The organism is Polycyclovorans algicola TG408, from assembly GCF_000711245.1.
Taxonomy (GTDB): Bacteria; Pseudomonadota; Gammaproteobacteria; order Nevskiales; family Nevskiaceae; genus Polycyclovorans; species Polycyclovorans algicola.
Map to the genome: position 1 here is coordinate 1339776 of NZ_JOMH01000001.1, position 24603 is coordinate 1364378.

The 24603-nt window shown below is 65.9% G+C and carries 23 protein-coding genes; 19 read left to right on the forward strand and 4 right to left on the reverse strand.

What is annotated here, in order from left to right; translation table 11 throughout:
• Positions 1-116 precede the first annotated feature (116 nt).
• The gene (locus U741_RS18870) at positions 117-260 is read right to left on the reverse strand and encodes a DUF3096 domain-containing protein (RefSeq protein WP_084154705.1); all 144 of its coding nucleotides are present in this window, start codon (positions 258-260) and stop codon (positions 117-119) included.
• A gap of 230 nt (positions 261-490) precedes the next feature.
• Between U741_RS18870 and U741_RS0106425 the strand changes: the two genes are divergently transcribed.
• The gene (locus U741_RS0106425; protein WP_029889657.1) at positions 491-691 is read left to right on the forward strand and encodes a CsbD family protein; all 201 of its coding nucleotides are present in this window, start codon (positions 491-493) and stop codon (positions 689-691) included.
• A gap of 59 nt (positions 692-750) precedes the next feature.
• Here the strand turns inward: U741_RS0106425 and U741_RS0106430 are convergent, their stop codons facing one another.
• From U741_RS0106430 to U741_RS0106440, 3 genes are read right to left on the reverse strand one after another with little or no spacing between them, the layout of a single operon-like run.
• Positions 751-1209 carry a tRNA (cytidine(34)-2'-O)-methyltransferase gene (locus tag U741_RS0106430; RefSeq protein WP_029889658.1) on the reverse strand — a complete coding sequence of 153 codons (459 nt, stop codon included), beginning with the start codon at positions 1207-1209 and terminating at the stop codon, positions 751-753.
• Positions 1210-1216: 7 nt separating this feature from the next.
• Complete coding sequence (locus U741_RS19660; RefSeq protein WP_029889659.1) at positions 1217-1525, reverse strand: putative signal transducing protein; 309 nt, start codon at positions 1523-1525, stop codon at positions 1217-1219.
• Complete coding sequence (locus U741_RS0106440) at positions 1522-4290, reverse strand: M16 family metallopeptidase (RefSeq protein WP_043110213.1); 2769 nt, start codon at positions 4288-4290, stop codon at positions 1522-1524. Before U741_RS0106440 ends, U741_RS19660 begins: the two co-directional genes overlap by 4 nt.
• A gap of 22 nt (positions 4291-4312) precedes the next feature.
• Between U741_RS0106440 and ampD the strand changes: the two genes are divergently transcribed.
• From ampD to ftsA, 18 genes are all read left to right on the forward strand, one after another.
• Entirely contained in the window at positions 4313-4894 is a 582-nt protein-coding gene (gene ampD, locus U741_RS0106445; RefSeq protein WP_084154707.1) for a 1,6-anhydro-N-acetylmuramyl-L-alanine amidase AmpD, read from the forward strand.
• 829 nt (positions 4895-5723) lie between these two features.
• Positions 5724-6731, forward strand: coding sequence for a type I glyceraldehyde-3-phosphate dehydrogenase (gene gap, locus U741_RS0106450; protein ID WP_029889662.1), 1008 nt, complete (start codon positions 5724-5726; stop codon positions 6729-6731).
• Between the two features lie 94 nt (positions 6732-6825).
• A complete protein-coding gene (locus U741_RS0106455) occupies positions 6826-8004 on the forward strand; it encodes a phosphoglycerate kinase (protein WP_029889663.1) in 1179 nt (392 codons plus the stop codon).
• A 322-nt stretch (positions 8005-8326) separates the two neighbouring features.
• Positions 8327-8770, forward strand: a complete 444-nt coding sequence (mraZ, locus tag U741_RS0106460) for a division/cell wall cluster transcriptional repressor MraZ (RefSeq protein WP_029889664.1) — start codon at positions 8327-8329, stop codon at positions 8768-8770.
• A gap of 2 nt (positions 8771-8772) precedes the next feature.
• Positions 8773-9714 (forward strand): 16S rRNA (cytosine(1402)-N(4))-methyltransferase RsmH, encoded by a 942-nt coding sequence (gene rsmH, locus U741_RS0106465; RefSeq protein ID WP_084154708.1) that lies wholly within the window; start codon positions 8773-8775, stop codon positions 9712-9714.
• A complete protein-coding gene (gene ftsL, locus U741_RS0106470) occupies positions 9711-9992 on the forward strand; it encodes a cell division protein FtsL (protein WP_029889666.1) in 282 nt (93 codons plus the stop codon). The genes rsmH and ftsL overlap by 4 nt, the downstream gene beginning before the upstream one ends.
• Positions 9989-11758 carry a peptidoglycan D,D-transpeptidase FtsI family protein gene (locus tag U741_RS0106475; RefSeq protein WP_084154709.1) on the forward strand — a complete coding sequence of 590 codons (1770 nt, stop codon included), beginning with the start codon at positions 9989-9991 and terminating at the stop codon, positions 11756-11758. Before ftsL ends, U741_RS0106475 begins: the two co-directional genes overlap by 4 nt.
• Complete coding sequence (locus U741_RS0106480) at positions 11755-13224, forward strand: UDP-N-acetylmuramoyl-L-alanyl-D-glutamate--2,6-diaminopimelate ligase (RefSeq protein ID WP_052378559.1); 1470 nt, start codon at positions 11755-11757, stop codon at positions 13222-13224. Before U741_RS0106475 ends, U741_RS0106480 begins: the two co-directional genes overlap by 4 nt.
• A complete protein-coding gene (locus U741_RS0106485) occupies positions 13221-14606 on the forward strand; it encodes a UDP-N-acetylmuramoyl-tripeptide--D-alanyl-D-alanine ligase (RefSeq protein WP_084154710.1) in 1386 nt (461 codons plus the stop codon). The genes U741_RS0106480 and U741_RS0106485 overlap by 4 nt, the downstream gene beginning before the upstream one ends.
• Entirely contained in the window at positions 14591-15676 is a 1086-nt protein-coding gene (gene mraY / locus U741_RS0106490; protein ID WP_029889670.1) for a phospho-N-acetylmuramoyl-pentapeptide-transferase, read from the forward strand. The genes U741_RS0106485 and mraY overlap by 16 nt, the downstream gene beginning before the upstream one ends.
• Positions 15673-17052, forward strand: a complete 1380-nt coding sequence (gene murD / locus U741_RS0106495; RefSeq protein WP_052378560.1) for a UDP-N-acetylmuramoyl-L-alanine--D-glutamate ligase — start codon at positions 15673-15675, stop codon at positions 17050-17052. Before mraY ends, murD begins: the two co-directional genes overlap by 4 nt.
• Positions 17049-18218: a putative lipid II flippase FtsW gene (ftsW, locus tag U741_RS0106500; RefSeq protein ID WP_029889672.1), complete on the forward strand. Its 1170-nt coding sequence runs from the start codon at positions 17049-17051 to the stop codon at positions 18216-18218. Before murD ends, ftsW begins: the two co-directional genes overlap by 4 nt.
• Entirely contained in the window at positions 18215-19273 is a 1059-nt protein-coding gene (gene murG, locus U741_RS0106505) for an undecaprenyldiphospho-muramoylpentapeptide beta-N-acetylglucosaminyltransferase (RefSeq protein ID WP_029889673.1), read from the forward strand. The genes ftsW and murG overlap by 4 nt, the downstream gene beginning before the upstream one ends.
• A complete protein-coding gene (gene murC, locus U741_RS0106510; RefSeq protein WP_043110214.1) occupies positions 19270-20700 on the forward strand; it encodes a UDP-N-acetylmuramate--L-alanine ligase in 1431 nt (476 codons plus the stop codon). The genes murG and murC overlap by 4 nt, the downstream gene beginning before the upstream one ends.
• Positions 20697-21581, forward strand: coding sequence for a UDP-N-acetylmuramate dehydrogenase (gene murB / locus U741_RS0106515; RefSeq protein WP_029889675.1), 885 nt, complete (start codon positions 20697-20699; stop codon positions 21579-21581). The genes murC and murB overlap by 4 nt, the downstream gene beginning before the upstream one ends.
• The gene (locus U741_RS0106520) at positions 21578-22504 is read left to right on the forward strand and encodes a D-alanine--D-alanine ligase (RefSeq protein ID WP_043110215.1); all 927 of its coding nucleotides are present in this window, start codon (positions 21578-21580) and stop codon (positions 22502-22504) included. Before murB ends, U741_RS0106520 begins: the two co-directional genes overlap by 4 nt.
• The gene (locus U741_RS0106525) at positions 22501-23256 is read left to right on the forward strand and encodes a cell division protein FtsQ/DivIB (RefSeq protein WP_152551514.1); all 756 of its coding nucleotides are present in this window, start codon (positions 22501-22503) and stop codon (positions 23254-23256) included. Before U741_RS0106520 ends, U741_RS0106525 begins: the two co-directional genes overlap by 4 nt.
• The gene (ftsA, locus tag U741_RS0106530) at positions 23256-24488 is read left to right on the forward strand and encodes a cell division protein FtsA (RefSeq protein ID WP_029889678.1); all 1233 of its coding nucleotides are present in this window, start codon (positions 23256-23258) and stop codon (positions 24486-24488) included. The genes U741_RS0106525 and ftsA overlap by 1 nt, the downstream gene beginning before the upstream one ends.
• Positions 24489-24603: the final 115 nt, after the last annotated feature.

Genomic DNA, 24603 nt, shown 5'->3' on the forward strand with positions numbered 1-24603 from the left:
CCTTTCGGGGTGCAAGCGGCTGAAACCACTTGGACGACGACAGACGCGCACGGTGCTCGTGAAGCCCGTGCGCCAACGATGCGCGGCCCAAGGTTATTCAGGCCGGGCAGCGCGGCTCAGACGTTAAGGTTGAACAACCCGATCACGCCGATGACGATCAGATAGCCGGCAACGATGTAGTTGAGCAGCCTTGGCATGATCAGGATGAGGACGCCGGCCACCAACGAAACCAGAGGCGTGAGGCTAAGGCTGATGTTCACGATGAGGACTCCTGTTGAAATGGGGCCAGCACGACGGCTTGGGGCAGGGAAGGTTGCCGTGATCCGCACCGAGACTCTGTTCGGTGCCGCGCACAAGTCTACCGATGCCAGGTGCCGATTCCTGGCCCCGCGTGCCCGGCTGTGTGTGCCGACGCACCGACGCGCCCAAGCTTGGCGCACACACTATTTTCAGAATAGGTCGTCGCCGACGATCGCAATTAGGAACACCGATGAACGAAGACACACTCAAGGGCCAGTGGAAGCAGTTGTCCGGCAAGATCCAGGCGAAGTGGGGCAAGCTGACCGACGACGACATGAAAGTCGCCGAAGGCAAGCGGGAACACCTGATCGGCAAGCTGCAGGAACACTACGGTCTCGCCAAGGAAGCGGCACAGGAACACCTGAAAAAGATCGAGCGCGCGCTCGACTGATCCCCATCACGTGACCGCTGCCGGGCTGTTGGGTCACGGCCCGGCCGCTCGCGCAACGGCTACCCAATCAACCTTCCCCACGCCTGATAGACCGCCACCGCCACGGTGTTTGACAGGTTCAGGCTGCGACTTCCCGGCCGCATCGCCAGCCGCAGGCGCTGATCGGCGGGTAAGGCATCGAGCAGGTCTTGCGGCAGTCCGCGACTTTCCGGGCCGAACAGGAGGATGTCGTCGGGGCCGACATCGGCATCATCATGGCGCCGCGTGGCTTTGGTGGTGAAGGCCCAGAGTTGATGCGCGGGCAGGGTGTCGCGCCATGCGCAGAAGGCATCCCAGTCTGTGTGGTGGGCGATGACCGCTTGCGCGTGATAGTCCAGTCCGGCGCGGCTCAGCGAGCGATCATCGGTGTTGAAGCCCAGCGGATGAATCAGGTGCAGGCGCGCGCCGGTGTTGGCGCACAGACGAATGATGTTGCCGGTGTTGGGCGGAATCTCGGGTTGATAGAGCGCGACGTGCACGGGTTGATCAGACGTGCTCGAGCCCGCAGGCCCAACAGCTTTCGAACGCCGCCGGGTTGGCCTCGCCGCATCCCAGACAGGCCCAGTCGGGTTGTTCGCCGCGCGCTTCCCAGCTGGCAATGACGGCGCGGGCACGGTCATGCTGTGCCGGGTCGCGCAGCACCAACCGCGGGTAGACGATGGCGGCCAGCTCGCCGCGTGCGCCGATGGCGTGGGCGTCGAACACGTCGACCTCGATGCGGTGCTCGGCCAGATGGTCCTTGAGCAGATGGGCCTGCACCGGGTCTGCCGCCAGGTAGAGCGTGGTGCTGGCTATTTCAACCCCCGCTTTTCGAGCACGGCGTTCACCGGGGTCTCGATTTTCGACAGATCACCGACGATGACGATAACTGCATTGTTCGGCAGACCCAGTGCCGCATACGCGGCGCGCGCGGCGTCGGCGTCGACCGCCTGAATGGCCGGGACGTAGTCGTTCCAGTACCCCTCGTCCAGTCCGTGGACCAGCGGCAGCATCAGCGCACTGGCGACTTCGCCCGTGGTTTCGTTGCGGCCGGGCAGGCTGCGGGTGAGGTTGCCGGCCGAGTAGGCGACTTCCTTCGCCGTGAACGGCCGCGCTGCCAGGGGCTCAGCCAACAGCGACATCAACTCGCTCAGCGCATCGGCCGTACGGTCGGTCTGCACGCTGGCGCTCGCCACCCAGGCGCGTGGCCCCAGGCTGTTGTTGAGCCGTGAATAGGCGCCGTAGCTCCAGCTTTTTTCGACGCGCAGACGCTGGTTGAGGCGTGCAGCGAAGGTGCCGCCCAGCACGCTGTTGGCGATGTCGAGCGCGCGGGCGTCAGGGTCGGTGAACGGTGGTGCCAGTGTGGCCACCAGCAGCACGGACTGCGGCGCGTCCGGCTGGTGAACCAACAGCACTTCGGGTTCGGTTGGCGGCGTCACCGGCGGCAGCGCGCGTTCGGCTGCGGGGCTGGCGGGGGGCTGCCAGCCGCTGAATTGGGCCTCCAGCAGTGGCTCGACCGTGGCGCGGTCGGTGTTGCCGACAATCAGCAGTTGCGCGCGGTCCGGTCGCAGCCACTGGCTGTGGAAGCGGCTGACGGCATCTGCCGTCAGGTCTTGCACCGACTCGGGGGTGCCGAGTCCACTACCGGGCATGCCGTAGGGATGGTCGGCGCCGAACAACGGCCGTGCCCAACTGTTGTTGGCGACCTGGGTCGGGTCGGCCGCCTCTTGCGCCAGCGCGGCCAGCGTGCGCCGTTGCAGGCGTTCAAAGTCGGCAGTGTCGAAACGTGGTTGGCGCACCACATCGGCCATGAGTGCCAGGCTGGAGGCCTGCCGCGAGCTGAGTGTGTTGAGGCTGACGTACGAGAGATCCAGCGTATTACCGGTACTGATGCTGGCTCCAAGCCGGTCCGACTCGGCGGCCAGCGCCAGAGCATCGAGGTCTTGGGTGCCCTCCTTCATCCAGGCCATCGCCAAGGATGCGGTGCCGGGTGAATGGGTGTGATCAGCGGCATGGCCGGCCGGGAACAGCAGGGTGTATTGCACCAATGGCGCAGCGTCGCGATGTGCCAATGCCACGCGGATGCCATTGCTGAGCGTGAAGTGCTCCAGGCTGGGCAGGCTGAGCGCATCCGCCTCACCAACATCCGGAATGATGCTGCGGTCCAAGTCGCTGGTTTCGGCCGCCGTGGCTTCAAACGGCTCGACCGTGAGGGTGAAGTCACCCTGGCCCAGCCAGCGCTCTGCGGCCTCGCGCACTGCCTCTGGCGTGGCCGAGCGCACGCGCTCCAGCCAAACATCGGCATAGCCGGGATCGCCGCAATAGACGGCGGCCTGTGCCAGCGCATTGGCCTTGCCGCTGTAGCCGTCGATACGCTCGAGGCCGCGCACCGCGCCGGCAAAGATTTGCGTGCGGGCGCGCTCCAGGGACTCGGCGCTGGGGCCGTTTTCGAGGAAGCGTTTCAGTTCGTCGCGCACCACGGCCTCGGTATCCGCCACCTTGGCATCGGCATGCACCATCACGTCGATCAGAAACTGCGAGGCAATCTCGGTGGGCAGCAAGCCGGCCGAAGCGCTGGTGGCGCGTTGCTCGTCGAACACGAGGCGGTCGTACAGCGGCGTGTTCTTGCCGCTGGCGAAGACCTGTGCGGCCAGTTCCAGCATCGTGTGATCGGCCTCGCAGTAGCCCGGCACGTTCCAGGTCATGACCTGCCGCGCCTGCGGCACACGGTCCTGTACGCGGTGGCGGGTGCTGCTGTCGCGCGGCGCCACCCAGGCTTCAAAACGCTGACGTGGCGGGCCGGGCGGCAGGTCACCGAAGTAACGCTTGACGCGGTTCAGTGCGTCGTCAAAGTCGATGTCACCGGCAATCACCAGCGTGGCATTGGCCGCGCCGTAATGGGTGGCGAACCAGTCACTGACGTCGTCGAGCGTGGCGGCGCGCAGGTCCTTTTCGGAGCCGATGGCGGTCCAGGAGTAAGGGTGGCCTTCAGGCCAGCTGCGCTTGGCGAGGATGTCCCAGATGCCGCCGTAGGGCTGATTCTCTCCCTGCTTCTTTTCGTTGAGCACGACGCCGACCTCTTCGTCGAGCTTCTCCTGCGTGAGCACCGGCAGGATGAAGCCCATGCGCTCGGCCTCGATCCACAGCGCCCGGTCCAACGCGCCGGTCGGCACGTTCTGGAAGTAGTTGGTGCGGTCGTACCAGGTGGTGCCGTTGAGGCGCGTGGCGCCGATGGGTTCGAGCAGCTTGAATGGGTCTTCGTCAAAGTGCTCGGTGCCACGGAACATCAGGTGTTCGAACAGGTGCGCGAAGCCAGTCAGCCCCGGGCGCTCGTCCTTGCTGCCGACGTGGTACCAGACATTGACAGCCACCAGCGGCGCCTTGCGGTCCTGGTGCAGGACCACGGTCAGGCCGTTATCGAGGCGGTGGGTTTTGTAGGGAATGCTCACCTCGGGTAGCGGCGGCAGGTCTTCCGCGACCGGGCTGTCGGTCTGCTCAGGCGGCATCAGCGCACAGCCTGCCAAGCCCGCAGCGGCCCATAATGAAATCCCAGCCCACAAGCCCGATCGTTGACGCGACATGCAACGCCTCCACTCCAATGTAATGCGGTCGAGTGTACCCACGGCGCGGGTTGCCGGCGCTCTGCGGGTTAGCGACGACGGCGACTGGCTGCAAGGTTCACGACGCGTCGAGTGCCCGAACTTTGATGCCCGCCCTGATCCGGCAGACATTTCGCTGCTGGTGATTCACGCCATCTCGTTGCCGCCGGAGCGTTTTTCGGGCGATGCCGTCGAGCGGCTGTTCACCAACCGGCTTGACCCGAACGCCCATCCGTACTTGGCGGGGCTGGCCGGGGTGCGCGTCTCGGCGCACCTGTTTATTCGTCGCCGCGGTGAGCTGATGCAGTTCGTCCCGTTGACCGCCCGCGCCTGGCACGCCGGAGTGTCGTCCTGGCAGGGGCGAGCGCGCTGCAATGATTTTTCGATAGGCATCGAGCTGGAAGGCTCGGATCATTGCCCCTTCACGGCCGCGCAGATGCGTCGTTTGCAGCAGGTTGTGGCGGCGCTTCAGGCGGCTTTTCCGGCCATTACCCGGGAGCGGGTGGTGGGCCATAGCGACATCGCGCCGGGGCGCAAGACCGATCCGGGGCCGTTTTTTGATTGGGCCGCGTTGTGGGGTTCATGACTGATCCCGGCCTGACTTGATGGGGTAACGGGTGGGTTTCATTGACAGCATCGCCGGTTTTAGTGGGCCTGCTGGCCGGTGGGTTTCATGACCCCCACCGCCCACTTGATGACTCAGTGGCCGGGACTGCCCCCGGCGGGGCACTCACTTTTCTACTGCTAGAAAAGTAAGCAAAAGAGCCACCCCATGTTTCGGCTTTGGGCTTGTAGCCCAAAGTCCCCTGCGCTTCTCGCGCCAGGCGGTCTTGCGCAACTCGCTATCGCTCAGACAAGCGCAAGCCTTGATCGCCTGCCGCTGCGATGCTCGGCCGAAACAAAGGGGGAGAACGTCAAAGGCAAAAGCAAAAGCAGCGCGCTGGTCACGCTTTAGCTTTTGCTGTTCAACCCCCGTTTGACCGGGCCGAGCATCGCAGCAGGGGCGGGATCAGACTCGCGGTTGTCTGAGCGAAGCGAGTTCCGCGAGGCCCCGCCTCTGCGAGAAGCGCAGGGCACCCCGCGACAGCGGGGCCCGGCAGTGGGGCACCTTCTTTTGGTTCCTTTTCTTGGTGTCAAGAAAAGGAGCTGCACCGCCGGGGGCAGTCCCGGCCCGCAGGCTCATCAGGCCGGGTGGTGCCGTTGATGTAACCCACCAAGCCGGCCCTCAATCTGGGCGGTGCAGGTCATGAAACCACGCGCCCTTAAAACCGGGTGGGGTCGATCATGAAACCCACCAAGCGCAATGACCATTAATGGCCACAACCCGAGTCGGCTAAAATACTGGCCCCTCAATACGCATCGGCGCCATTCTCGGCGTTGTTGCGCGGTTCATTCACGCAAAAGGATGGTAGGCGATGACGGTCAAGGTCGGGATCAATGGTTACGGGCGCATCGGGCGCAATGTATTACGCGCGCTGTATGAAAGTGGTCGCAAAGACGTGCAAATCGTCGCGATCAACGATCTGGGTCCGGTCGATACCAATGCCCACCTGACGCGTTTCGACACCACGCACGGGCGCTTCCCCGGCACCATCGAAGTCGATGGCGACTACATGATCGTCAACGGCGACAAGATTCGCGTGCTCGCCAACCGTGACCCCGCCCAGTTGCCCTGGGGCGAGCTGGGTGTGGACGTGGTGATGGAATGCACCGGCTTCTTCACCACCCCTGACAAGGCGGGCCTGCATCTCAAGGGCGGCGCCAAGAAAGTCATCGTCAGCCAGCCTGCCGGCAACGACGTCAAGACTATCGTCTATGGCGTCAACCACGACACCCTGGCGGCCAGCGACACCATCATCAGCAATGCCTCGTGCACCACCAACTGCCTTGCGCCGTTGGTCAAGCCGCTGCAGGACGCCATCGGCCTGGTGCATGGTCAGATGACCACCATCCACTCGTTCACCAACGACCAGGTGTTGACCGACGTCTATCACTCCGACCTGCGCCGCGCGCGCTCGGCGTCCAACAACATGATTCCGACCAAGACCGGCGCCGCTGCGGCCGTGGGTCTGGTGCTGCCGGCGCTCAAAGGCAAGCTCGACGGTTATGCGGTCCGCGTGCCGACCATCAATGTCTCGCTGGTCGACCTGACCTTTGTCGCCGCCCGTGACACCAGTGCTGACGAGGTCAACAGTCTGCTCAAGGCCGCTGCCGAAGGCCCGCTGAAAGGCGTGCTGAACTACACCGAAGCACCGATGGTGAGCAGCGACTTCAACCACGACCCCGCGTCCAGCACGGTCGACGCCTCGCTGACCAAGGTCATCGACAAGCGACTGGTCAAAGTGGCCTCTTGGTACGACAACGAGTGGGGCTTCTCCAACCGCATGCTCGACACCGCCGTGGCCCTGTCCAACGCGAAGTAAGTCGCGCCGGTGATGAGATGACCCGAGAGCCGGCCGTCGTGTGAGCGAGGCCGGTTCTTTTTATGCCTGCTGAATTTTTTTGAGTGCCCTCGCCATGACCTTCCTTCGCCTCGAAGAGCTTGACCTCGCCGGCAAACGCTTGCTGATCCGTCAGGACCTCAACGTGCCGATCGCCAACGGCCGTATCGCCTCCGATGCGCGCCTGCGCGCCAGCCTGCCGACCCTCAAGCTGGCGCTGGAGCGCGGCGCCTCGGTGCTGGTGATTTCGCATCTGGGACGGCCCAAGGCCGGGCGCTTTGAGCCGGAGCACTCGCTGACCTTGGTGGCCGCATGGCTGTCCGAGCAACTGGGTCGCACCGTGCCGCTGATCAGCAACTGGATCGACGGCGTAACCCTGGAGCCGGGCCAGATCGCGCTGGGTGAAAACACCCGCTTTTTGGTCGGCGAAAAGACCGACGATGCGGCGCTGGCCGCTCGCATGGCCGCACTTTGCGATCTGTATGTGATGGATGCCTTCGGCACCGCGCACCGCGCTGAATGCTCAACACACGGCGTGGCACTGCAGGCGCCGCAGGCCTGCGCCGGGCCCCTGCTGGCGGCTGAACTTGATGCGCTGGGCAAGGCACTGGCCACGCCCAAGCGGCCGCTGGCGGTGATCGTCGGCGGCTCGAAAGTGTCGACCAAGCTCGATCTGCTGAAGACGCTGGCTGACAAGGCCGACCAGCTGATCATTGGCGGCGGCATCGCCAACACCTTCCTCGCGGCCATCGGCAAGCCGGTCGGCAAAAGCCTTTACGAACGGGACATGCTCGGCACCGCACGCGAGATTCTCGAACGGATTCGCGCGCGTGGCGGCGACATTCCCATGCCGGTCGACGTCGTGGTGGCGCCGGAGTTCAGTAACGAGGCCCATGCCGAAGTGCGCTTGGTCGACGATGTGGAAGATGACGAGATGATTCTCGACATTGGCCCCAAAACCCGCGCCACCCTGGCCGGGCTGCTGAAGAACTGCGGCACCATTGTCTGGAACGGCCCGGTGGGCGTGTTCGAGTACGACAGTTTTGCCGCCGGGACGCAGGCGCTGGCCAAGGCGATTGCCGAATCAGACGGCTTCTCGCTCGCCGGCGGCGGCGACACCTTGGCCGCCATCGACAAGTTTGGCGTGGCCGACCGGATCAGCTACATCTCGACCGGCGGTGGGGCATTTCTGGAGTTTCTCGAAGGCAAGACCCTGCCGGCCGTGGCGGCGTTGATGACACGCGCCGAAGGCTGATCGTTCCGCCGGGCCTGGCGAGACACGACACGACACCGGCCCCCGCCGATGGCGGGGGCTTTTTCGTTGTTGACGGACGGCTCACGCTGCCGGGGGTCATCGACCATTTCTTCTCAATCAACTTTAAGTTATTGCTATAAGTTACTGTTTTAATTGATCTAGTATTTGACTGGCACTTTGTCACGTAAGGCCTTGTTAATCAAAGAAAAAGTGTCGTGGATGAGCTTGCGGGGGGATATGGGGTGGTTTATAGTCCCTCGATCGGGAGGAAAGTGGGGAATCGTGGGGAAACCTCATTCCATCCCGTTGAGGACTGTTCTGGATGTTTGCGGGATCACATCAGCTCAATGTGGATGAGAAGGGTCGGCTCGCCGTGCCGGCCCGCTATCGCCACGCGCTCGATGCCCAGTGCCAGTCGCAGGTGGTGGTCACCATGGGCTACGAGCCTTGCCTCGAGATTTATCCCGCCCCCGAATTTCGGGCCATCTGCGAGTCGATCGTGCAGATGGAAAACCGCGAGCACGCCGAACTGCTCAAACGTGCCTTCGTCGGTCGTGCCGTGGAGTGCGAACTCGACAAGCAGGGCCGGATCAGCGTCCCCACCTTACTGCGTCGGCAGGCACACCTTGAGACCTCGGTGGTTCTGGTCGGCCAGATCAACCGCTTCGAGCTCTGGGCAGAAGACAAGTGGACCGCCATGTATGGCGATGGCCCCGACAGCATCCTGCCCACATTGAAAGACGCCTTCCGGGCGCTCAAGCGGTAGGCATGACCCCGCGTCAGTCCCATGCCCACGCGAGCCCCGACCGCGATGGGCAGGCGCCTGCCATCCTTGCGGCGCATCAGCCGGTCATGTGTGTCGAGGCCCTCGCGGCGCTCAACCTGCGACCCGACGGCTGCTTCGTTGACGCCACCTTCGGGCGCGGCGGCCACGCGGCCCACATTCATGCCGTGCTGGGCGACACGGGCCGTCTGCACCTGTTCGATCAGGACCCGGAGGCCATCTTGGTGGCCCAGGCCCGCTATGGCGACGCCGCCAACGTCCGCATTCACGCCCGCAATTTTTCCGGTCTCGGCGACGCGCTGGGTGAGGACAGCGGCCGTGTCGACGGCATTCTCATCGACCTCGGTGTGTCCAGTCCCCAACTGGACAATGCCGAGCGCGGTTTTTCCTTCAGCCACGATGGCCCGCTGGACATGCGCATGGATCCCACGTCCGGCGCCAGCGCGGCCGATTGGCTGGCGGCGGCCGATGCCGACGAGATTGCCGACGTCCTGTGGCGATTCGGTGATGAGCGCAACAGCCGTCGCATCGCGCGGCGCATCGTGGAAGACCGGGTCGCGACGCCGCTGACCCGCACTCGTGAACTGGCCGACCTCATTGCCCGGGTGCCGGGCCCGCGCTCCAAACATCATCATCCGGCGACGCGCAGCTTTCAGGCCATCCGCATTCATATCAACGGCGAGCTCAGCGCCCTCGAAGCGGCGCTGCCGCAGGCCATCGACGCGCTGGCCCCGGGCGGCCGGCTGGCCGTGCTCAGCTTTCATTCGCTGGAAGACCGCATCGTCAAACGCTATCTGCGTGACCAGGCCAAGGCCGACCAACCGCGCATCAAGGTGCTGAAAAAGCAATTCCCCAGCGACGCCGAATGTGCGGTCAACCCCCGTGCCCGCTCGGCAATGCTGCGCGCGGCGGAGCGTCTGCCATGAGTCGTCAGATCGCACTGTGGCTGCCGGCCGTGCTGCTAATTGCGGTGATGGGCTCGGCCGTTGCCGTGGTGGTCGCCAAGCACGAAAACCGCGCACGGGTGACCGCGCTCGACCAGATGCGCCGCGAGCGTGATCGCCTCGAAATGGAATGGGCCCAGCTGCAGCTTGAAGAGGCGACGCTGGGCCACCACGCGCGCGTCAATCGCATCGCGCGCGAGCAGCTCGACATGCTCGAGCCCGAACACCACGTCATCGTGCCGTTGGGGGGCGCACGATGACGGCCCGCAAGCGCGGCAAGGCGGCCAACCGCGCGGTGGTCCCGGTTGGGCCACGCCCGGTGGCCTCGTGGCGTGGCCAGCTGATTCTCGTCGGCTTCGCCGTGCTGGCAGCGCTGGCGGTGGGGCGCGCATTTCACCTGCAGGTGATCGAGCGCGATTTTCTGCGTAGCGAAGGCGACAAGCGTCAGGTGCGCAACCTGACGATCCCCGGCCATCGCGGCGCGATTCTCGACCGTAATGGCGAACCGCTGGCGCTGTCGGCGCCGGTGTCGTCGGTGTGGGTCGTGCCCGAGGCCGTGCTCGCCGACCCCGCGAATGTGAAGCGCCTGGCCGAAGGGATGAGTCGTGCGCCCAGCGAGCTGCAGAAGTTTCTCGAAGCCCGAAAAACCCGTAAGTTCGTTTACTTGCGCGAGCAGGTCAGCCCCCAGGAAGCGCGCCGCCTGCTCGACCTGAAAGTGCCCGGCGTGTTCTCGGAATCCGACTTCGCCCGCTACTACCCGGCCGGCGAAGTGGCCGCCCAGGTGGTGGGCTTTGCCGGACGGGATGGGGTTGGGCTCGAGGGCATGGAAAAAGCGCAAGAAGCGCGACTGAGCGGGACCGCCGGCAGTCGCCGGGTGATTCGCGACCGCACCGGGCGGGTCATTGAAGACGGCCTTGAATACACCCCGGCCGTGGCCGGCGAATCGTTGAACCTGAGTCTTGACCTGCGCGTGCAGTACCTGGCCTATCGTGAGCTGGCGGCGGCGGTTGCCGAGTCGGGCGCCAAAGGGGGGCTGGTCGTCGTTGCCGACGTGCGCAGCGGTGAGATTCTGGCCATGGCGGCGCAGCCGGGCTTCAACCCCAACAACGGCGATGCCCGCGGATTCGCTGCCGGTATTCGCAATCGCGCGGTGGTCGACGGCTTTGAGCCGGGTTCCACCATCAAGCCTTTGCTGGTTGCGCAGGCGCTGGAGTTGGGGTTGTACAACCCGCAGAGCATCATCGACGTGACCGGCGGCACGCTGCAGGTCGGTCGTCTGACAGTCCGTGACATCGCGCGGCGCGGCGAGATCGACCTTGCCACCCTGCTCGCGGTGTCGAGCAACGTCGGCAGCACCAAGGTTGCGTTGGCCATGGGCGCCGAAAACGTGTGGGCCGGCTACCAGCGCTTCGGCCTTGGCGAGCCGGTGTTCAGCGGCTTTCCGGGCGAGGCGCTGCCGGTGTTGCGTCACTTCACTGATTGGGGCCAAATCGCCACCGCCACCGCGTCCTACGGCTACGGCGTGTCGGTGAATGCGCTGCACATGGTGCGCGCCTACGCCGCGCTGGCCAACGACGGGATGATGCCGCAGCTGACCCTGTTCAGCGATGGCCTGCGCTCGGCACCGCAGCGCGCGGTCTCGGCCGGTACCGCGCGCCTGGTGCGCGAGATGCTGGAACAGGTCGTGTCGGAAACCGGCACCGGCAAGAAGGCGCAGGTCGAGGGCTATCGTGTGGCGGGCAAATCGGGCACTGCCCGCAAAGTGGCGGCCAGTGGCGGTTACTCGCCCGACAAGCACCAGGCCATCTTCATCGGCATGGTGCCGGCCGAGCGGCCGCGGCTGGTCGGCTTCGTGATGATCGACGAGCCACAGGGTGAGTACTACGGCGGTCAGGTCGCGGCGCCGGTGTTCTCCGAGGTGATGCAAGGTGCGGCGCGTTTGCTGCAGATCGCGCCGGATGCCCGGCCCATCCAGTCGCCCATCATTGAGTCCGCGTCACTGCCGAGCACGAGGGTCCGACAATGACCTGGCGCCTGCCCGCCCTGCTGCAAGGCTGCGCCGATGCGGTGCCCGACATTGCCGTGCCACGGCTGGTCAGCGACTCGCGTGAGCTGCGTCCGGGCGATGTGTTTGTTGCGCTTAGCGCGGTGCGCGGTGACGGGCACGGTCTGGATTATATCGACCAGGCGATGGCGGCCGGGGCGGCAGCGGTGCTGGTCGAGCCGGCGGCCGGACGTCACCTGCCCGGCCAACTGCCCGCCATCGCCATTCCCGAATTGCGCTGCAAGCTGGGCGAGATCGCGGCGCGCTTTTACGGCAACCCTGCCGATGCCCTGTTCACCGTTGGCGTGACCGGCACCGATGGCAAGACCACCACGGCGTGGTTGATTGCCGAGGCGCTGGAACGCCTGGGCAAGCCCTGTCGCTACATCGGCACCTTGGGCTCAGGCCGGCTGGAAGCGCTCGGTCACGTCAGCCACACCACGCCCGATCCGATTCGCCTGCAGGCCGATCTCGCGGCAACCCGTGACGAAGGCCTGCGCGCCGTGGCGATGGAAGTCTCGTCGCACGCGCTCGACCAGCATCGCGTTGCCGGCATGGGGTTCGACGTCGCCATCCTGACCAACCTGGCGCGTGACCATCTGGATTATCACGGCGCCGAAAATGACTACGCGGCCGCCAAGCGGCGCTTGTTCACCGAACATTGCCGCGGTGTCAGCGTGCTCAACCGCGACGACCGCTGGGGTGCGCGCTGGCTTGCCGAAGGCGCGGATGTCATCGCCTATGGTCTGGGCGGTGACGATGATGGCGACGTGCCCGTAGTGCGCGCCGAACTGATGCGCCAACACCGCGACGGCATGGCCTTTGAACTGCGTCCAGCCGGACCGGCGCATGCGGTCAACACCACTCTGATGGGGCGCTTCAACCTGTACAACCTGCTTGCCGCCGCCTGCGCGCTGCGTGAGGGCGGCTTCGAGTGGGCCGACGTCGCGCGGGTGCTGGCCGACGTCGGTCCGCCGCCCGGTCGCATGGAGCGCTTCACCGCGCCGGTCGCGCCGCTGGCCGTGATTGATTACGCCCACACACCCAACGCCCTTGCCGCTGCTCTGGCGGCTGCGCGTGACCATTGCGATGGCCGGCTCATCCTGGTCTTCGGTTGCGGCGGCGACCGCGATGCTGGCAAGCGGCCGCTGATGGGCGAGGCGGCAGCGGCCGGCGCCGATCAGGTGATAGTCACCACGGACAACCCACGCTCTGAAGATCCGGACGCCATCGCCGCCGCCATCGTCGGGGCACACGACGAGTTCGAGGTGATTCACGATCGCGCCGAAGCCATTCACACCGCGCTGCGCCACGCGGGCGAGCGCGACCTGGTGATGATTGCCGGCAAGGGCCACGAAACCACGCAGGTCATCGGCGGTGTGTCCCGGCCGTTCAGCGATCGCGACGTGGTCCGCCAGTGGCTGTCCCGGCGAGGTGCTCACGCATGAGTGCGTTGAACTTCGACTGGATCAGTGACGCGCTGGGCGCCACGCCGCTGGGCCCGGTGCCCGCACACGCGTTTGCCGGTTTCGAGATTGACAGCCGCCGCGTTCAACCCGGCCAGTGCTTCGTCGCCCTGCCGGGTGAGCGCGTCGATGGACATGCTTACCTGGCCCAGGCGCAGGCCTCCGGGGCCGCGGCCGCCATCGTCGCCAAGCCGCAGCCGGTTGCGCTGGCGCAGTGGGTGGTGTCGTCACCCGAGGCGGCATTGCAGCGCGCCGCAAGTGCCTGGCGCGCACGCTTTTCGCTGCCATTGGTCGGGATCACCGGCAGCAATGGCAAGACCACGACCCGGGCGCTGACGGCAGCGGTGCTGGCGGCTCGCGGCCCGGTGTGTGCGACCACCGGCAACCTGAACAATCATCTTGGTGTGCCGCTGACGCTGTCGCGCCTCGACGCCACCCACGGCACCGCGGTGATCGAAATGGGTGCCAACCACCTCGGCGAGATTGCCCAACTTGCGGCCTGGGCGCGGCCCACAATTGGCGTGATCACCAACGCCGGCGACGCGCACCTGGAGGGTTTCGGCTCGCGCGAGGCCATCGCGCGCGGCAAGGGCGAATTGATCAGTGCGCTGCCGGCCGATGGCATTGCGGTGCTGAATGCCGACGACGTGTTTTTCCCGTTATGGCGTGGCCTTGCCGGCAATCGGCGAATGGTTCGTTTCGGCTTGGACGACACGGCCGAGGTACGCGCGACGGCGATTGACGAGCGGCCACAGTCGCTGGTGTTCACCCTCGAACTGCCCGGCGACACAGCCCCTGTGCAGTTGCCGTTGGTGGGACGTCACAACCTCTACAACGCGTTGGCCGCCGCCGCGGTCGGCCATGTGTTGGGGCTCGACGCCGCAACCATCGCCAACGGCCTGGCCCAGGCACAGGGCGAGGCGGGTCGGCTGCGGGTGATCGAAGCCGACGGTGGCTGGCGCATCGCCGACGACAGCTACAACGCCAATCCGGGCTCGATGCAGGCCGGGCTGGACTGGTTGGCCGCACAACCGCCGCCGCGCTGGGCGGTGCTCGGCGCGATGGCCGAGTTGGGTGCGGTCAGCGCGGCAGCCCATCGGCAGGTGGGGTCGCACGCCGCCGCGCGTGGGATCGAACGGCTGGTGGCCGTGGGCGAGGCGGCGCGTGACATGGCGCAGGGCTATGGCCGCAACGCCGAGTGGTTCGCCGACCGCGTGCAGGCCATCTCGGCGCTGCAGCCGGGGCTGGTTGCAGGCGTCACGGTGTTGGTCAAGGGCTCGCGTTCTGCGGGCATGGAGCAGGTGGTCAGCGCGCTACTGGACGGCCGGGTCGTCTCAAGGAAATCGTCATGCTCTTCGAACTGACCGAGTGGCTGAAGGCTTATGTGTCGGGCTTCAACGTGTTCGGGTATCTCACGTTTCGCTCGGTGTTGGGCGTGCTCACGGCGTTGATCTTCTCGTTTGCCTTTGGGCCCCTGATGATCCGCAAGCTCTACCACTTCAAGTTTGGCCAGCCGGTGCGTGATGACGGCCCGCAGAGTCATTTGAAGAAGACCGGCACGCCGACCATGGGCGGGGTGCTGATCCTCGCCGCCGTGACGGTTGCGACGCTGCTGTGGGCTGACCTGTCGAACCGCTATATCTGGTTTGCCCTGTTCGTGACCCTGGCGTTCGGCGCGGTGGGATTCGCCGACGACTACATCAAGATCAAGCACAAAAGCCCCAAGGGCTTGCCGGCGCGCAAGAAGTATTTCTGGTTGTCACTGGCCGGCTTTGCCACCGCCATCGGCATCTACGCGACCGCGCAGGCGCCGGTCGAAACCGAGCTGCTGATTCCGTTTCTGAAAGACGTGACGATTCCACTCGGCGTGTTTTTCATCTTCTGGTCGTACCTGGTGATCGTCGGCAGTTCCAACGCCGTGAACCTGACCGACGGGCTCGATGGCCTGGCGATCATGCCGACGGTGCTGGTCGCCTCGGCGCTGGCGGTGTTCGCCTACGCCTCGGGCAACATTCGTATGGCCGAATACCTGGGCATTCCCTACATCCCCGGCGTCGGTGAGCTGGCAATTTTTTGCACCGCCATCGCCGGTGCGGGGCTGGGTTTTCTGTGGTTCAACGCCTATCCGGCGCAGGTGTTCATGGGCGATGTGGGCGCACTGGCACTCGGCGCGGCGCTGGGGGTCGTGGCGGTGCTGGTTCGCCAGGAAATCGTGCTGGCCATCATGGGCGGCGTGTTCGTCGCCGAGACCGTGTCGGTGGCGCTGCAGGTGGGGTACTTCAAGTATTCGGGCGGCAAACGCATTTTCCGCATGGCGCCGCTGCACCACCACTATGAACTCAAGGGGTGGCCCGAGCCGAAAATCATCGTCCGCTTCTGGATCATCACCCTGATTCTGGTGTTGATCGGCCTGTCGAGTCTCAAGCTGCGATGAGCCATCCGCACGCCAGCGCCCACCCCCGCGACGACCGGCCAATGCTGGTGGTCGGGCTGGGGCTGTCCGGGGTGTCGGCGCTGCGTTATCTGGTCAGGCAGGGGCACCGCGTGATGGTCACGGATTCACGCGCACAGCCAACTGGCATTGATGCCTTGCGCGCCGAGTTTCCTGACGTTGATTTCCGGCTTGGCGCGTTTTCGGCACCACAGCCGCTTTCCGATTTTGCCGAGGCCGTGGTGTCCCCCGGCGTCGACCTGCGTGAGTCGTTCATCGCCGCGCTGCGTGATGCCGGCGTGCCGGTGATCGGCGACATTGAGCTGTTTGCCCGCGCCGTTCGGCGTGAGGTCCGCGTCATTGGTATCACCGGCTCCAACGGCAAGAGCACCGTCACGACTCTGGTGGGCGAGATGGCGGCGCAGGCCGGTCTCAAGGTGGCGGTGGGCGGCAACCTCGGCACGCCGGCACTGGACTTGTTGGCCGAGAACGTCGATCTGTACGTGCTTGAGCTTTCGAGCTTCCAGTTGGAGACCACCGCCAGCCTGCACTGCGCGGCGGCGACGGTGTTGAATCTGTCGGAAGACCACCTTGATCGCCATGGCGACATGGACGCCTATGCCGCGGCCAAGGCGCGCCTATTGCAGCGGACGGATGTGGCGGTTCTGAACCGCGACGACGCAGCGGTGATGGCGATGCCGGTGATGGCAAACGCGACGATCCTTCGCTTTGGTCTGAGCGCGCCAGAGGACGCAGGGTACGGTCTGGTCGAGAGGGCCGGCCAACGGCAGCTGAGCGGCCCCCCCGATCGTGATGGTGAGGCGCTGAGGGTCCCCTTGAGCACGCTGCAGATCGCCGGTCTGCACAACGCCGCCAACGCCCTGGCCGCCGTCGCGCTGGCCGACGCGGTGGGTATTCCGCGCGCCGTACAGCTGACCGCGCTTCGTGCGTTTACCGGCTTGCCGCACCGCTGCAGACTGGTTCGCGACCAGGCGGGCGTGCGCTATTTCAACGACAGCAAGGGCACCAATGTGGGGTCGACCTTGGCCGCGATACAAGGCCTGCCACCGCCGATTCACTGGCTGGGCGGCGGCCAGGGCAAGGGGCAGGATTTCTCGCCGCTGGCCACGGCGCTGAAAGCCGCCGACGGCTGTGCGTACGTGTTTGGACAGGACGCAGCGTTGCTGGAGCGCAGTTTGTCGTCTGCGGTTCCGGTGAGTCGTCATGACGACATGGTCAGTGCGCTGCAGGCCGCCCATGCGGCTGCGCGCGCGCCGGCGACCGTGCTGCTGTCGCCGGCCTGCGCCAGCCTCGACCAGTTTCGTAACTACATCGAACGCGGCGAGTGCTTCGAGCGCGCGGTGGAGGCCCTGGCATGATCGACCGCCTCGGCGAACACCTGCCCAGTTGGCCCGACACGCGCCTGGGCTTAGATACCGGCCTGCTGATTGCGGCGGTGAGCATTCTCGCCTGGGGGCTGGTGATGGTCGCCTCGGCCTCGGTCGCTGCCGGCGAGAGCGCCTCGGGCACGGCGCTGCAGTATTTCTGGCGGCAACTGCTGTTCGTGCTGATCGGCGGCGGCATTGCCGCCGTGCTCTGGTGCGTGCCGATGGCGTTCTGGGCGCGCACCACCTGGATCATGTTTGGCGGCGCCGTGGCGGTGTTGGTGCTGGTGTTGATTCCCGGCCTCGGCGTCGAGGTCAATCACGCCACCCGTTGGCTGAACACGCCGTTCGTGCGGCTGCAGCCGTCAGAGCCGGCACGCATTGCGCTGTTCATTTACCTGGCGGGCTATCTGGTGCGCCGTCAGGCCGAGGTGCAGACCAGTTTCAGCGGCCTGGCCAAGCCGCTGTTGATTCTGGTGATTCCAGCGATCCTGTTGCTGGCCGAACCCGACTTTGGTGCCACGGTGGTGCTGTACGCAGTGGCGTTTCTGATGATCTTCATGAGCGGCGCCCCGCTGGCCTATTTTGTCGGGCTGCTGATGGTCGCGGTGGCCGGGCTGGCGTTTATCGCCACCACCGAAAGCTACCGCATGCAGCGACTGCTCAACTTCACCAACCCCTGGGCCGATGTCGAGGCCGGAGGCTGGCAGTTGTCGCAGTCGCTGATCGCCATCGGGCGTGGCGAATGGTGGGGCGTGGGCCTGGGCAACAGCATCCAGAAGCTGCTGTACCTGCCGGAAATGCACACCGATTTCATCTTCGCGATTTTGGCCGAGGAGTTCGGCCTGCTGGGCGTGGCGATTCTCATTGGCCTGTACGCGGTGCTGGTGACGCGTGGCTTTGGCATTGCCCGTGCGGCCGAATTGCGTGAGGCACGGTTCAGCGCCTACCTCTGTTACGGACTGGTCGGCTGGCTGGGGCTGCAGGCCTTGATCAACTTCGCGGTGAACATGGGCATGGCCCCCACCAAGGGTCTGACCCTGCCGCTGATGAGTTACGGCGGCAGCTCACTGATCACCGCCATGGCGGCGCTGGGATTGATTCTGCGCGTCGATCTGGAAAACCGGCTGGCCGCCAACGCGGCGGAGAACCGCCGATGAAAGTGCTGATTGCAGCCGGAGGCACCGGCGGGCACGTCTATCCGGCGCTGGCGGTGGCGCAGGCGCTGATGGGCCGCGGCCATGGTGTGGAGTGGGTCGGCAATGCCGACAGCTTCGAGGCGCGTGCGCTCGCCAAAACCACCATCCCGATGCATGTCGTCCGCGTCACTGCCTTGCGCGGCAAGGGCCTGACCGGCCTGTTGTCAGCGCCGCTGAATGTCGTGCGCGCCGTCGCTGCCGCGTGGCGGCTGATGCGTCGCCTGCGCCCCGACGTGGTGCTGGGCATGGGCGGCTTCGTCGCCGGGCCTGCAGGTCTGGCCGCGTGGCTGGCGCGCGTGCCTTTGGTGATTCACGAGCAAAACGCCGCCGCCGGGCTCACCAACCGCCTGCTCGCGCGGCTGTCACGCAAAGTGCTGTTGGGCTTTGACGGCGCGCTGGCCGGCGGGCACTGGGTGGGCAACCCGGTGCGCAGTGCCGTCGTCGAGCTGCCATCGCCGAGTACGCGCTTCGCCGGCCGTACCGGGTCGCTGCGGGTGCTGGTAATCGGCGGTTCGCAGGGCGCCAAGGCGCTGAATCAGAAGGTCCCCGAGGCGCTGGCGTTGATCGACAGGGCGCAGCGGCCGTTGCTGCGTCATCAGGGCGGACGCACGCTGGCCGTCGCCGAAGCGGCCTATCGCCAAGCCAATGTCGAGGCCGAGCTCACGGCGTTTATCGACGACATGGCTGAAGCCTTTGCCTGGGCCGACGTGGTGATTGCCCGCGCGGGCGCGTCAACCATCGCGGAGCTGGCGGCCTGTGGTTTGGGCGGTCTGCTGGTGCCTTTTCCTCACGCGGTGGACGACCATCAAACCGCCAACGCCCAGGCGCTGGTGCGCGCTGGGGCGGTGACCTGCATGGCGGAATCCGACCTTACCGCGCAGGCCTTGGCCGACTGGCTGGCAGGCATGACCCGGGAACGCGCGCTGCAGTGCGCGCAGGCCGCTGCCCGCGTCGCCCGTCCGGACGCGACGCGCGACATCGTGGCCGTGCTCGAAGCCTGTGGGGGTGTGGCATGACGCCGGCCACCCTCATGCATTCGCCGATGCGCCGCATCCAGCGTATCCACCTGTTGGGGATTGGCGGCTCGGGCATGGCCGGTATCGCCGAGGTGTTGATCAACCTCGGCTATCAGGTCACCGGCACCGATTTGCGTCAGAGCGCTGCCACTGATCGGCTGACCGCGCTCGGCGCCGTGATCGGCTTTGGTCACGATCCGGCGCACACCGTCGGTGCCGACGCGGTGGTGGTGTCGACGGCGGTGAAGGCTGACAACCCCGAGCTGATCTACGCCCGCGCGCACCGGGTGCCGGTGGTGCGTCGCGCCGAGATGCTGGCCGAGCTGATGCGCTTCCGTTTCGGCGTCGCCATCGCCGGCACCCACGGTAAGACCACCACCACCAGCCTGGTCGCCAGCGTGCTGGCCGAGGCCGGGCTGGACCCGACCTATGTGATCGGCGGCCAACTCAAGAGCGCCGGTGCCAACGCGCGGCTGGGGCAGGGCACCTGTCTGGTCGCCGAGGCTGACGAGAGCGATGCCTCATTCCTTCACCTGTCACCGATGATGGCGGCGGTCACCAACGTTGACGCCGATCATCTGGAAACCTACGGCGGCGACTTCAACCGCCTGCGCGAAACCTTCGTCGAGTTTCTGCAGCGGCTGCCGTTCTACGGGCTGGCGATTCTCTGCGCGGACGATGCGGAACTGACGCGCCTGATCCCCCGTATCGGTCGGCCCATCATCACCTACGGTTTTGCCGACAACGCCGACGTGCGCATCCTCAGTCATCGCGCGTCCGGCAACGGCAGTGATTTTCGCGCGCGCCTGGCCGACGGCACCGAGGCTGACTTTCACCTCAACCTGCCGGGTCGCCACAACGTGCAGAACGCCCTGGTGGCGCTGGTCATCGGTCAGGAACTCGGGGCCGACGTCGTGGCGATGGCGCGCGCGCTGAAGCAGTTCGAAGGGGTGGGTCGTCGTTGCGAACACCACGGGCGCCTGCGCATTGGTGCCGTCGAGTTCGATCTGATCGACGACTACGGCCATCACCCGCGCGAACTGACCGCTACCTTCGAGGCGATGCGCAGCGCCTACCCGGGCCGTCGTTTGGTGGTGGCTTTTCAGCCGCACCGCTACAGCCGCACCCGCGACTGCCTCGACGATTTTTCGGCGGTGCTGGCGGGTGTGGATGTGCTGGTGATGACCGAGGTTTACGCGGCCGGCGAGGCGCCCATCGAAGGCGCCGATGCCCGCGCACTGGCCCGCAGCATCCGCGCGCGCGGCCAAGTTGAACCGATTCTGGTGGACCGTGTGGCCGCACTTGAGGCGGCCCTGTTACCGCTGTTGCGCGCCGACGATGTGGTGCTGACGCTGGGTGCGGGCGACATTGGCGGCTTTGCGCCGCTGCTGGCGCAGCAGCATCGGGTTCTGGCGGTGAAGCCATGAGTCCGCGCGGCCGCTGGCTGACCGATGCATCACTGGCGCCGCTGACCACCTGGCGGGTCGGTGGGCCGGCGGACGTCTTGTTCGAGCCGGCGGATCGAGACGATCTGCAAGCCGTGCTCCGCGATCTGCCCGCCGACACGCCGCTGACCTGGCTGGGTCTTGGCAGCAACGTCTTGATTCGCGATGGCGGTATTCGCGGTGTGGTGATTCGGCTGGTCAATACCCTCGACGCCATCGATGTCGATCGCGCCGGCATGCGTCTGATGGCCGAAGCCGGCGCGCACTGCGCCCGGGTCGCCAAGGTGGCGCGCGATGCCGGGCTGGCAGCGCTGGGCTTTTTGGCCGGCATTCCCGGCAGCATCGGCGGTGCATTGGCGATGAATGCCGGCGCCTGGGGCGGTGAGACCTGGCCCGAGGTTGAGGCCGCCGAGGTGATTTATCGCGATGGTCGCACCGAGTGGCTGCCCGCTAATGCCGTGCGCTACGCCTATCGTCACGTCGAAGCGCCGGTTGGCGTGGCGGGCTTTTTGGCCGCTCGCTTCCGCGTGCAGCTCGATGTCGAGGCCGCGCACGCCCTCGCCACACGCGACAGCCTGGCGCGTCGCAAGGCCTCGCAACCGGTGGGCAAGCCCAGTGCCGGATCGACCTTCCGCAATCCGCCGGGTGACCATGCTGCGCGTCTGATCGAAGCCTGTGGTCTCAAGGGTTTTGCCATCGGCGGTGCTTCGGTGTCGACCCAGCACAGCAATTTCATCCTCACCGCGCCGGGTGCGTGCGCCGCTGATGTCGAAGCCCTGATCGCCGAGATTCGCCGCACCGTCGCCGCCCAGACTGGCGTCGATCTTCACCCCGAAATCCGCATGTTGGGAGACGCCAGATGAGCGCGTCCGACCTCGCGGTGCTGATGGGCGGCTGGAGCGCCGAGCGGCAGGTGTCGCTGTGGAGTGGTGAGGCCGTGGTGGCGGCGTTGCGCAGCGCTGGGCATGACCCGCAGGTGATCGACATCACTGCACCTGACCAGGTGATGGCCCTGGCCGCGCGCGGTGTGCGTCGGGTGATCAGCGTGCTGCACGGCACCGGCGGTGAAGACGGTCGTGTGCAGAGCGCCCTGGACCTGCAAGGGATTGCCTATCCCGGATGCGGCGTGCTGGCTTCAGCCTTGGCGATGGACAAGCTGCAGACCAAGCGGCTGTGGCGATCACTGGGCCTGTCGACGGCGGACTGGCAGGTGGTTGATTCGGCCGCCGCACTGCGCGAGGCGGCCGAGCGCTTCGGTTATCCGGTCTTCGTCAAGCCATCTTCGGATGGCTCCAGCGTGGGCATCTCCAAGGTCCGGTCAGCGGCTGATGTGGACGCCGCATGGCAGTCGGCGACCGCCGGCGCCGGCGTGGTGATGGTCGAGCGCTGTGTGTCGGGCGGCGAGTGGACCTGCAGCATTCTTGATGGCGTGGCCTTGCCGGTGATCCGCATCGAACCGGACGGCGAGTTCTACGATTTCAATGCCAAGTATGTGTCGAACAACACGCGCTATCACTGCCCTGCCGGCCTGGCGCCGGAGGTGGAGCAGCGGCTGCGAGCCCTCTCACTGGCGGCTTTCGAAGCCGTCGGCGGCGAAGGCTTTGGTCGCGTCGATTTTCTGATGGGTGACGACCTTGAAGCCTCGCTTCTCGAGGTCAATACCTTGCCGGGCATGACCTCGCATTCATTGTTGCCGTTGGCCGCCAAGGTTGCCGGCATCGACATGCCGGCACTGCTGGATCGGCTGGTCGGTCTGTGCCGCGTGCGCATGGCGGTGCCGGCATGAATGCCGCCGCCACCTTGCCCCTGAGCCCGTTGCAGGGCGTCGCCGAGGTGCGCGCGTTGCGCTGGGTCGCCGGGCTGGTGTGCGCCAGCTTGCTGGCCGGCGGTTTCTGGGCTGCGGGTCAGCAGGCGACGCACCCGCCGAGCACGCTGAGCGTGTCGGGCCTCGGCCGTCATCTGCAGCCGTCCGAGATCCAGCGGGTGCTGGCCGATGCGCTGGAGGGGCCGGTCAGTGCATTGGATCTGCGGGACTTGCGTGCGCGGGTCCTGACACTGCCGTGGGTGGCGGAGGCGCGGGTCGAGCGCTTGTGGCCCAGCGGCTTGCACGTGGTGGTACGCGAGCGAGAGCCGCTGGCGCGCTGGGGCACCGACAGTCTGCTGGACCGCGACGGCGTGATCTTCAAGCCGCGCCCGTCAGAGATTTCAACCGAGTTGCCGCAACTGGACGGACCCGCGGATCAGGCCGAAGAGGTGCTGCAGCGTTTTCATGGCCTGCGCGAAGCCCTTCGAGACACCGGGTTGACCCTGACCGGGCTGTCACTGGACGTGCGTGGCGAATGGGTCGGCCGGTTGGCGCCGAGCATTCCGGTGCGTTTTGGGCGGGTGGATCCCATGGGCAAGGTCGCGGTGCTGGGCGGCCCGGTCCGCCGCGTGATGACCGGCCGCAAATCTGAGGTCGAGCGCATCGACCTTCGCTACACCAACGGGTTTGCCGTGCGCTGGCGAACCGGCGACGAAACCGAAGGAGGCCGCTAATGGCCAGACGAGACGAGCGGGAGCTATGGGTGGCCCTGGACATCGGGACTTCAAAGTGCCGCGTATTGGTCGGGCAGGTGATGCCCGAAGGCCACATGGAAGTGATCAGCGAAGGCGTGGCCGAATGCCGTGGCGTTAACCGCGGTGACGTGGTCAACATCGAAGCGACCATCACCGCCATCCGCCGCGCCGTGGAGAACGCCGAACAGCTCGGCAGTTGCCGAATCGGCTCGGTGAATGTCGGCACCTCGGGGCCACACATTCAGGGGCATAACTCGACCGGCGTGGCGCCGGTGCGTGGTCGTGAGGTGACGCAGAAAGACGTCGAAAGCGTGATTGATGCTGCCAAGGCGGTCTTGATTCCCGCCGACCAGCGCATCTTCCACGTCATTCCCCAGGAGTTCATGGTCGACGGCCGCGACGGCATTCACGACGCGGTGGGCATGCATGGCGTTCGGCTTGAGGCGCGCGTGCACCTGATCACCGGCTCGGAGGGCGCGCAGCTCAACGTCCGCAAGTGCGTCGAGCGCAGCGACCTGGTGCTCGACAACTTCTTCGTGCCGCACATCACCGCGGCCGAAGCGGTGCTGTTGCCCGAAGAGCGCGCCCTGGGCGTCGGGCTGATCGACATTGGGGCCGGTACGTCCGACATCGCCATTCACCGCGGCGGGGCCATTCGCCACAGTGCGGTGTTGGCCATGGGCGGCAACCTGGTCACCAACGACATTTCCATGGCATTCCGCACGCCGGCGCCGTCGGCCGAGCAGATCAAGATCGAACATGGGTGTGCCTGGCCGCAGATGGTCACCGGCAACGATGTGATCGAAGTGCGCGGCGTCGGCGAAGGACCGGTGCGGCAACTGTCACGCCAGACCCTGTCCGAGGTGATCTGGGCACGTTACGACGAGATCTTCCGCTTCATTCTGCGCGAGCTGCGTCGCTCCGAGACCGACGAAATGATCAAGTCCGGCGGCCTGGTGTTGACCGGTGGTGCCGCCGCGATGCCCGGTGTGGTCGAACTGGCCGAGCAGATCTTCGACATGCCGGTGCGTATCGGCCTGCCGCACAACATTTCAGGGCCCGATGCGCTGCTGCGTGACCCGTCGGCCGCCGCCGCGGCCGGGTTGTTGCTGGCGGCGCACCGGGTCGGCTTGCAACGGCCACGAGACAGCGGTGCCAATGCCGCGCAATGGCTGAAGGGGGTGAAAGAGTGGTTTGCGAAAAACTTCTAGAAAAGCCCATTAAATCGGTCGAAACATATTGACTTGACAGGTGTGATGAAAGATTATTAAAACTTGTAAAGTTTAAATAATTCAAACGTCACGAAAGCGAAAGTAGTTCTGACCA